This window comes from Polaromonas sp., from assembly GCF_031411155.1.
Taxonomy (GTDB): Bacteria; Pseudomonadota; Gammaproteobacteria; order Burkholderiales; family Burkholderiaceae_C; genus Polaromonas.
In genome coordinates, this window is record NZ_JANOAL010000278.1 from 1 (window position 1) to 9,387 (window position 9,387).

Sequence of the window (9,387 nt, forward strand, 5' to 3'; positions counted from 1 at the left end):
ATCAACCGCGTGACCTACGACGTCAGCAGCAAGCCGCCCGCCACCATCGAGTGGGAGTAAGCATGCGGCACCAGCAGCAAGCCTTGCTGCCGGGGCTGGAGGAAGCTCCACCGCTGAAGCACCGGCTGTTCTTTGCATTGGTGCCTGACGCAGAAGCGGCTGCCCGCCTGGCGCAGGTCTCCGTCCGGCTGCGAAAGGCAAACAACCTGGCGGGCAAGGCCATCATCACCGAGCACCTGCATATCACCCTGCATCACCTGGGTGACTATCCTGAGCCGGGCGTCCCGCCGGAACTGCTTGAGAAAGCCAGGGCAGCGGGCGATAGCATCAGGATGCCGCCGTTCGAGGTGAGATTTGACGGTGTGATGAGTTTTTTCAAAACCGCAAACCATCCGTTTGTCTTGCGTGGCAAGGCGGGGCTGGAGCGCACCATGGCGTTTCAGGAAGCGCTGGGCAAGGCGATGGTCACGACGCAGCTGGGGCACTGCGTTGACGCAAGGTTCACGCCGCACATGACGCTGACCTACGACAAGCGCCATGTGCCCGAGCAGGCCATCGAGCCGGTCTCCTGGATGGCACGCGAACTGGTGCTGGTGCACAGCCTGATAGGCCAGACCCGCCACATCCATCTCGCGCGCTGGCCGCTGCGCGGCTGAGCTGGCAGCTCAGGCGCTCCGGACCGATACTCAAGCCATGTACCTTCCACCCCAATTCAAGGGCCAGCGTCAGGAGCACGCCGCTCCGCTGATGCGCGCCTACCCGTTCGCCAGCCTGATCAGTGTCGATGACGCGGGGCTGCCCTACATCACGCACTTGCCCTTGCATCTGGAGCAGAACGGCGACGAACTGGTACTGCTGGGCCACGTTGCCAGGCCCAACCCGCACTGGCGCCACCTGCAGGCAAGGCCCCAAGCCGTGGCGACCTTTCTCGGGCCTCACGCCTATATGTCGCCCAAGGTCTACCCCGACCTGGCGCGCGTGCCGACCTGGAACTACCTGGCCGTGCATTGCACCGTCGAGGCCACGCTGGTGGAAGAACCCGAGGCCAAGGACCGCCTGCTGAAAAAGCTGATCGGCGACCATGAGCCGCCTTATGCCGAACAATGGCGTGGTCTGGGCGAAGACTTTGCCCACAAGATGCTGGCCGGCATTGTGGGCTTTGAATTGCGGGTGACTGACCTGCAATGCAAGATCAAGATCAACCAGCACCGCCCCGAGGCCCATGCCGCCATGCAGGCGATATATGCGGCCGGCAATGACAATGAACAGGCGCTGGCGCTGTGGATGGACCGGCTGGGCCTGAACACGGCGCTGCCAGATGCCCAATAAGACGATGAAAAGTGCCTCTGGCCCAGACCCAAAGGGCACATACAGCTATCAAAAAAGTAGCACCGATGTCTGACGCCGACTTCATGCAACTGGCCCTGGCGCAGGCCCGCGAGGCCGCCACCGTGGGCGAAGTCCCGGTCGGTGCGGTGCTCGTTCGGCGCGGCCAGGTCATCGCCACCGGCCGCAATGCTCCGATTGACGGCCACGACCCGACCGCCCACGCCGAGATCGTGGCGCTGCGCGCGGCGGCGCAGGTGCTGGGCAACTACCGGCTTGACGATTGCGAGCTGTACGTGACGCTGGAGCCCTGCGCCATGTGCAGTGGCGCCATGCTGCACGCCCGGCTCAAACGCGTGGTGTTTGGCGCGCCCGACCCCAAAACCGGGGCGGCCGGCTCGGTCGTCAACCTGTTTGCCCAGCCCCGGCTTAACCACCAGACCGAATGGCAGGGTGGGGTGCTGGCCGACGAGTGCGCGGCGCTGCTGCAGGACTTTTTTCGCCAGCGCCGCGCCGACCAGCGCGCAGAGGCCCGCCAGGCGCACCCGCTGCGCGAAGACGCGCTGCGCACGCCCGAGGCCGCTTTCGTCGATCTGCCGGGCTTCCCCTGGCCGCCGCATTACCTGAGCGACCTGCCCGCGCTCGCCGGCCTGCGCCTGCATTACCTGGACGAGGGTACTTCGACAGGCTTAGCACGAACGGATCAATTGACCTATCTCTGCCTGCACGGCAACCCGGCCTGGAGCTACCTTTACCGCAAGATGATTCCGCTCTTTCTGCAGGCCGGGCACCGGGTGCTGGCTCCGGACCTGATTGGCTTTGGCAAAAGCGACAAACCCAAGAAAGACAGCTTTCACAGCTTCAGCCGGCACCGCCAGGTGCTGCTGGAACTGGTGGAGCGGCTGGACCTGAAGAGCATCGTGCTGGTGGTGCAGGACTGGGGCGGCCTGCTCGGCCTGACCCTGCCCATGGCCGCGCCCGGGCGATACCAAGGCCTGCTGGTGATGAACACGACCTTGGCGACCGGCGACGTGCCGCTGTCGGCCGGCTTTCTGGCCTGGCGCGAGATGTGCGCCAAAAATCCGGAATTTGACGTGGCACGGCTGTTTGCGCGCGGCAACCCGCAGATGAACGCCGACGAGTGCCAGGCCTACAACGCGCCGTTTCCCGACCAGGGCCACCGCGCCGCCTTGCGCGCCTTTCCCGCGCTGGTGCCGGAGTTGGAAGACGCCGATGGCGCCGCCATTTCGCGCCAGGCGCGTGAGTTTTTACGCGAGCGCTGGGCCGGGCAGACGCTGATGGCCGTTGGCGCGCAGGACCCGGTGCTGGGTTTGCCGGTAATGCGCGCGCTGCAGGCCGACATTCGGGGCTGCGGCGAGCCCATGGTATTGGCGCAGGCCGGTCATTTTGTGCAGGAGCATGGGCAGGCGATTGCCGAGCGGGCGCTGCGTTTCTTTCGGGCCTGAGCCGGGTGGTTGCATGACGATGGGATACTGGCGGCCGTGAAAAAACATATTTATATTTACTCTCCCTCCAGCGCCGTGCGCGACAAGGCCAGCTTCAAGCGTGGCGTCAAGCGCCTGCAGGCGCTGGGCCACGAGGTCGAAATTGACGAGGCCGCTCTGGCCACGCACCAGCGCTTTGCCGGCGACGATGCGACCCGGCTGGCGGCGATTCACCGCGCGGCGGCCAGCGGGGCCGACGTGGCCCTGGTGTCGCGCGGCGGCTACGGCCTGTCACGCATCCTGCCCGGCATCCATTACAAGGCCGTCGCCAAATCCATCGACAAGGGCACGCAGTTCGTCGGGCTGAGCGACTTCACTGCCTTTCAGATGGCGCTGCTGGCCAAGACCGGCGCCGTGACCTGGGCCGGCCCGGCGCTCGGCGAGGACTTTGGCACCGAGGCCACGCCCGACGACATCATGGAAGCCTGTTTTGACGACCTGATCAGCGGGCAGGGCGAGGGCACGGGCTGGCAGCTGCCTAAACCGCCTAAGCCTGCCGCGCCAACCGGCCCCCAGCCCGCTATCAATTCAATAGCTGGTTCTGCGCATGATTCGGGGGCTACAGGTCAATTCAGCATCAAAAATGCGATGTTGTGGGGGGGCAACCTGGCGATGCTGTCGTCGCTGGTCGGCACGCCCTACCTGCCCGCCGTGAAGGGCGGCATCCTGTTTCTGGAGGATGTCGGCGAGCACCCTTACCGGGTCGAGCGCATGCTGACGCAGCTGCTGCACGCGGGTGTGCTGGCGCAGCAAAAGGCCGTGATTTTCGGCCAGTTCAGCAACTACAAGCTGGCGCCGCACGACAAGGGCTTCAAATTGGCCGGTGTGGTGGCCTGGCTGCAAAACCAGATCAAGGCGCGGGTGCTGACCGGCTTGCCCTTTGGCCATGTGGCGACCAAAGTGCTGCTGCCGGTGGGCTACAAAACCACATTGGCGGTGGAGGGCAGGGATGCGTTTTTGCTGTGGGGCCACCAGCACTAGGCCGGGGCGGGCTGGCGGCTGCGCTCAGCTGGTGAGGGAACTGGGCCGGGAACTCAGGCCGCGCGGCAGCAGGCCCTTGAACTTGTCGCTGATGCGGGCTATTTTTTCGCGGGCGATGGTTTCGCCGTGTTTGGCTGACAGCTCGGCCATGATGTCGCCGCGGGCATACCACAGGGTCTGGATGTCTTGCGCATAGCGCACACGCAGCACGATTTTGGGCTGATTTTTTTCGGTGAACTCGCCGAGTTCCTGCAGGATGAACTGGCGGATGCTCTCGGTCTGGCCTTCCAGAGTGGACGGCCTGAACTCGCTGCTTCCCATCAGGGCCAGAAAGTAGTTTTTGAAATTAGGTTTGAACCTGCGCATGGCGAATGGGTGTTCTGCGGTTTTCCCTGAGTCCTTGGGGTTGCGCTGCCTCGGGTCACTCGGAGTGACTTCTTCTGGTAGATTAAGGCTGGCCGGGCCCGCACACAAGCTGGGTTACCAGCAATTCTTACAAAAAAACAACAAATAAATCATGGACTTAGGCCTTGAACATAAAGTTGATTCTGATTTTTAACGATGGTTAATTCTTTTGAATTACACGCATTCTGAATGCAGTCTTCAAGGCCGGCCAGCGCCGCTGATGAGTTGCTGCAAGCGTCACTTTGTCACCCTTTAACCTCAGATAACTACCGTCATGACCACTTCCAGCACTGTTTACGCTTCGCATTACATCAACGGCCAGTGGGTCAAGGCGCAGTCGCCTGAAACCCTGCCGGTTTACGATTCCAGCACCGAAGCCCTGATGGCGACGGTGCCGGCGGGCACCGCGGCCGAGGCCGAGGCGGCGGTGCTGGCGGCGCGCTCCGCGTTTGAGGCCTGGTCCACGCTGCCGGTAGAGACCCGGGCCGCTTACCTCGACAAAGTGGCCGCCGGCATCAAGGCCAGAAGCGAAGAACTGGCCCTGGCGATTGCCCGCGAGGTCGGCATGCCGCTGAAGATGGCGCGCGCGGTGCAGGTCGGCGGCCCGGCTTGGCACTGGGGCAACTTTGCCAAGGTCGCGCGCAACTTCGAGTGGGAGAAAAAAGTCGGCAACTCACTCGTGGTGCGCGAGCCGATCGGCGTGGTCGGCTGCATCACGCCGTGGAATTTTCCGCTCAGCCAGATCACGCTCAAGATTGCGCCGGCGCTGGTGGCGGGCTGCACCGTGGTGCTCAAGCCCAGTGAAATCGCGCCGGTCAACGCCATGATGCTGGCCCAGATCATTCACGAAGCCGGGCTGCCGCCGGGCGTGTTCAACCTGGTCAATGGCCTGGGGCCGGTGGTGGGCGAGGTGCTGGCCACGCACCCCGAGGTCGACATGCTCAGCTTCACCGGGTCCACCCGCGCCGGCAAGCGCGTCAGCGAACTGGCCAGCCAGTCGGTCAAGCGGGTGGCGCTGGAACTGGGCGGCAAGTCGGCCAGCGTGATTCTGGACGACGCCAACCTGGAAGCGGCCGTCAAGGGCACCGTGTCTGCGTGCATGCTCAACAGCGGCCAGACCTGCTCGGCCCATACCCGCATGCTGGTGCCGGCCAGCCGCTACAACGAAGCCCGGGCGCTGGCCCAGGCCGCCATCGCCAAATTCAGCATCGGCCCCAGCCTGGACGAAAGCAGCAAGCTCGGCCCGCTGGTGAGCAGCGCCCAGCGCGACCGGGTGCTCGGCTTCATCCGCACCGGCATCGAGGAGGGTGCCGACGTGATTGCCGGCGGCGCAGAGGCGCCGGCCATGGCCAGTGGCTATTTTGTGCAGCCCACCATTTTGGGCATCAAGGCCAGCGACACGCTGGCCCAGGAAGAAATCTTTGGCCCGGTGCTGGTGGTGATTGCCTACCAGGATGAAGACGAGGCCGTGCGCATCGCCAACAGCACGATTTACGGCCTGGGCGGCGCGGTCTGGAGCGGCAGCGACGAGCACGCGCTCAAGGTGGCGCGGCGCCTGCGCACCGGCCAGGTCGATATCAACGGCGGGCCCTTTAACGGCAATGCGCCGTTTGGCGGCTACAAGCAGTCGGGCAACGGGCGTGAAAACGGTGTCTATGGGTTTGAAGAGTTCCTCGAGTTCAAGGCGCTGCAGTTCAAACCCAGCCCGGCCTGAATCCCGGCGCCGCCGCGCCCTGCGCAACGTCAGTTTCAATACGAGTACATATGGTGTAATCACCCGCAACACCCACCCGCAGGCGCAGCCCACTTTCCATGGCAGAAGTCACCGTCGTTTTTGCCGATCTCACCGGAAGCACAGCGATCTTTGAATCGCTGGGTAATGCCAAGGCGACGCAGGCCATCACCGGGCTGACTCACTGGGTCGGCAAGGTCTGCCACGCCCACAAGGGGCGGGTTGTCAAATACCTGGGCGACGGCGTGCTGGCGGTGTTTCCGGTCAACAGCCAGGCGCTGGACGCGGTGACCGAAATGCAGCGGCGGCACCTGGACCGGCTTCGCAGCTGGCCCGACCCGCTCAAAATGCGGCTGCAGATTGGCATGGCCCGCGGCCAGATCGTCGAGCAGGACGGCGACTGCTTTGGCGATGCGGTCAATGTGGCCTCGCGCCTGAGCGACCTGTCGGGCCCGGACCAGATTCTGGCCACCGATGCGGTCATCAACCAGCTGGCGCCCAACAGCCCGGTGCGCTCGCGCAGCCTGGGGCCGATGACCATACGGGGACGCGTCGAGCCCTGCGACGTGCATCGGATCGAGTGGCAAAACGAGGTGCTGTCCGATTTTTTGACGGTGGCGGCAAGCCTGGCGCCTTCGGTTTTTTCCCCCTCGACCGCACCACCCGAACGCATCGAGTTGTCGTGGCTGGACGTGAACGCCAGCTTTGGCGTGGAGCAGCTGCCGGTTTTTCTGGGGCGCGACCTTGACGCCCAGTTCGTGGTGCAGGACCCGCGGGTTTCGCGCAAGCACGCCAAAATCGAATGGCGCGCCGGCAAGTTTTACCTGCAGGATGTCAGCAGCTATGGCACCAGCGTGCGCTTTGGTGGCACCGGCGCCGTGGTCACGCTGCGCCGGCAGGAGTGCGTGCTGCTGCAGGACGGCGAAATCGCCATGGGCGGCCCGTTTGAAGACTTCACCGTGCCGACCGTCAGTTTCAGGTTTTCGGCGGCCCGCGCAGGTCGTCCCAAATAAGGGCCGCCCGCGGGGCGGTCCTTGTGTCTGCGCCGGTCATGCCTGTTCACCGGGAGAGCCCTCTTGATCTGGTTTAAACGCCTTGCCGCGGCCCTGTTGCTGCTGCTATTGCTGCTGACGGCGGCGCTGGCCGTCTATGCGTACCGGGCGCTGCCCGCGCTCGATGGCGAGCTGACGGCCGCCGGCCTGGCCAGCCGCGTGACGGTGGCGCGCGACACGGCCGACGTCACCCACATCCAGGCCCAGTCGGCCCCCGACGCCTGGTTTGCCTTGGGTTATGTGCATGCGCAAGAACGCGGCTGGCAGCTGGAGTTCAACCGCCGCGTGATGCATGGCGAGCTGTCTGAAGTGTTTGGCCCGGCCACGCTGGACACCGACAAGCTGCTGCGCACCCTGGGTGTTGTGCAGGCGGCCGAACGGCAATGGCAAAGCCTGCCGGCCGAGGCGCGCGAGGCGATGCAGGCTTACAGCCAGGGCATCAACGCCTTTTATGCCAGCGCAGCGCAGGCGCTGTCGCCCGAATTTCACCTCTTGGGCGTCAAGCCCGGTGGCAAGTCCGGCAGCGCCTGGTCGCCCACCGACAGCCTGGGCTGGTCGCTGATGATGGCGCTGGACCTGGGCGGCAACTGGGGCACCGAATTTGCCCGCCTGTCGGCCGCCAGAACCCTGGCAACCCGCCAGCTCTGGACGCTGTTTCCGCCCTACCCAGGCGAGCAGCCGGCTTCCAGCGTGGATTTTTCCAGGCTTTATGCGGACCTCGGCGTGTACCGGCCAGGCATTCCGGGCGCTACAAAAACAATAGCTGCTAAGGCACGTAATCATTGGGCTAGAGGTCTATTTGACCAACAAATAGCGCAAAAAACCGCGCCCGGACTGGCGGCCGACATCAACGACTGGGCGGCCAGCCTGGGCCAGGTCGACGGCAAGGGCTCGAACAACTGGGTGGTGGCCGGCTCGCACAGTGCCAGCGGCAAGCCGCTGCTGGCCAATGACCCGCACCTGGGCCTGTCGGCGCCGGCGATCTGGTACTTTGCGCGGCTGCAGGCGCCAGCGGGCAGGGCGGCTGACGGCAGCGCGACGGCGGCGCTGGACGTGATGGGCGCCACCCTGCCGGGCCTGCCGTTTGTGGTGCTGGGCCGCACCCGCAACGTCGCCTGGGGCTTTACCAACACCAACCCGGACGTGCAGGACCTGTACCTGGAGCGCGTCAACCCGGCCAACGCCCGCCAGTACCAAGTGCCCGGCAGCACGGCCGAGGCGGTTTGGGAAGATTTCAAGACCCGCAACGAAGTGATCAGGGTCAAGGGCCAGGCTGATACGCAAATCCTGGTGCGCGAAAGCCGTCATGGCCCGGTACTCAGCGACGTGCAGAAGTCGCATGCCGAGCTGCTGGACACCGGCAAGTACGTGCTGGCCCTGCGCTGGAGCGCGCTGGATGCCGACAACCAGACCGTGCTGGCCGGTCTGCGCGCCAATTACGCGCAGTCCTCGGAGGCGCTGCTGGCGGCGTTTTCGGCCTACCACTCGCCGATGCAAAACCTGGTCGTGGCCGACACCACAGGCCGCGTTGCCTTCAAGGCCATCGGCAAGGTGCCACTGCGCAAACCCGACAACGACATTCTGGGCATTGCCCCGTCTCCCGGCTGGGACGCCAGATACGACTGGGCCGGCTGGCTACCCTATGCGCAAACACCGCAAACCAGCCAGCAGGCGATTGAAGCCAGGGGCTGGTTCGCCACCGCCAACCAGCGCATCACGCCGCCCGGCTACCCCTTCTTCATGGGCCAGGACTGGACCGTGCCCTACCGCCACGAGCGCATCGAACAGATGCTGGCCGCCACGTCCAAACACAACCTGAGTTCGATGCAGGAGCTGCAGGGCGACCTGCTGTCGCCCGCCACGCTCAAGCTGCTGCCGTTTCTGCAGAAAGCCCTGGCAGACACCTCTGTTCATCCACTGGCCGGCGCGGCCCAGGGGGTGCTGACCGGATTTGACGGCGTCATGCGGGCCGACCAGGCCGCGCCGCTGATTTTCGCGGCCTGGGCCGACGAACTCACGCGCGGCGTAATAGGCGGCAAGCTGGGCGAGGCGACCTTCAAGGCGCTTTACGGCAAGCGCCATTTCAGAAGCGCCATCGAAGACATCATGGCGCGCGACGATACCGACTGGTGCGGCAAGCCCGGCTGCGCGGCGGCGTCTGCGCTGGCGCTGAAGCGGGCATTGAGCCGTCTGCAAATTGACTACGGCGACCAGGTCGGCCAATGGACCTGGGGCGCGGCCCACAACGCCTTGTCGGCCCACAAACCGTTTGGCAATGTGCCCGCGCTGGCGCGCTTTTTTGATGTGCGGGTGCCCACCGGCGGCGATGCCTTCACCGTCAACGTGGGCCAGTACTGGGCCAACGACGAAAAGTTGCCCTTTGCCA

The 9,387-nt window shown here is 64.9% G+C and carries 9 protein-coding genes; 8 read left to right on the top strand and 1 reads right to left on the bottom strand.

Translation table 11 applies throughout. From position 1 onward, the window contains the following. The 5 genes from RMO23_RS19715 to RMO23_RS16640 all read left to right on the top strand — a co-directional run bounded on the left by RMO23_RS19715 (window position 1) and on the right by RMO23_RS16640 (window position 3,812). Window positions 1-60 (top strand): hypothetical protein, encoded by a 60-nt coding sequence (locus RMO23_RS19715; RefSeq protein ID WP_405041619.1) that lies wholly within the window; start codon window positions 1-3, stop codon window positions 58-60. A gap of 2 nt (window positions 61-62) precedes the next feature. After that, a complete protein-coding gene (locus tag RMO23_RS16625) occupies window positions 63-656 on the top strand; it encodes a 2'-5' RNA ligase family protein (RefSeq protein ID WP_309683790.1) in 594 nt (197 codons plus the stop codon). Window positions 657-693: 37 nt separating this feature from the next. Next, window positions 694-1,329, top strand: coding sequence for an FMN-binding negative transcriptional regulator (locus tag RMO23_RS16630; RefSeq protein WP_309683792.1), 636 nt, complete (start codon window positions 694-696; stop codon window positions 1,327-1,329). Between the two features lie 65 nt (window positions 1,330-1,394). Then, on the top strand, window positions 1,395-2,792 hold the full coding sequence (gene tadA / locus RMO23_RS16635) for a tRNA adenosine(34) deaminase TadA (protein ID WP_309683794.1): 1,398 nt from the start codon (window positions 1,395-1,397) through the stop codon (window positions 2,790-2,792). Between the two features lie 36 nt (window positions 2,793-2,828). After that, window positions 2,829-3,812, top strand: coding sequence for an LD-carboxypeptidase (locus RMO23_RS16640; RefSeq protein ID WP_309683796.1), 984 nt, complete (start codon window positions 2,829-2,831; stop codon window positions 3,810-3,812). A 24-nt stretch (window positions 3,813-3,836) separates the two neighbouring features. Here the strand turns inward: RMO23_RS16640 and RMO23_RS16645 are convergent, their stop codons facing one another. Continuing rightward, entirely contained in the window at window positions 3,837-4,178 is a 342-nt protein-coding gene (locus tag RMO23_RS16645; RefSeq protein WP_309683798.1) for a hypothetical protein, read from the bottom strand. Window positions 4,179-4,491: 313 nt separating this feature from the next. Here RMO23_RS16645 and RMO23_RS16650 point away from each other — a divergent pair, with 313 nt between their 5' ends. From RMO23_RS16650 to RMO23_RS16660, 3 genes are all read left to right on the top strand, one after another. Then, window positions 4,492-5,931 (top strand): aldehyde dehydrogenase family protein, encoded by a 1,440-nt coding sequence (locus tag RMO23_RS16650; protein WP_309683800.1) that lies wholly within the window; start codon window positions 4,492-4,494, stop codon window positions 5,929-5,931. Between the two features lie 98 nt (window positions 5,932-6,029). Further along, window positions 6,030-6,962: an adenylate/guanylate cyclase domain-containing protein gene (locus tag RMO23_RS16655; RefSeq protein WP_309683803.1), complete on the top strand. Its 933-nt coding sequence runs from the start codon at window positions 6,030-6,032 to the stop codon at window positions 6,960-6,962. A 63-nt stretch (window positions 6,963-7,025) separates the two neighbouring features. Continuing rightward, on the top strand, window positions 7,026-9,387 hold a 2,362-nt coding region (locus RMO23_RS16660), incomplete at its 3' end, for a penicillin acylase family protein (protein ID WP_309683805.1).

Bases quoted from the DNA above. Each gene is read 5' to 3' on its own strand.
- RMO23_RS16625 (WP_309683790.1), top strand. From the start codon at position 63: ATGCGGCACCAGCAGCAAGCCTTGCTGCCGGGGCTGGAGGAAGCTCCA.
- RMO23_RS16630 (WP_309683792.1), top strand. From the start codon at position 694: ATGTACCTTCCACCCCAATTCAAGGGCCAGCGTCAGGAGCACGCCGCT.
- tadA (WP_309683794.1), top strand. From the start codon at position 1,395: ATGTCTGACGCCGACTTCATGCAACTGGCCCTGGCGCAGGCCCGCGAG.
- RMO23_RS16645 (WP_309683798.1), bottom strand. From the start codon at position 4,178: ATGCGCAGGTTCAAACCTAATTTCAAAAACTACTTTCTGGCCCTGATG.
- RMO23_RS16650 (WP_309683800.1), top strand. From the start codon at position 4,492: ATGACCACTTCCAGCACTGTTTACGCTTCGCATTACATCAACGGCCAG.
- RMO23_RS16655 (WP_309683803.1), top strand. From the start codon at position 6,030: ATGGCAGAAGTCACCGTCGTTTTTGCCGATCTCACCGGAAGCACAGCG.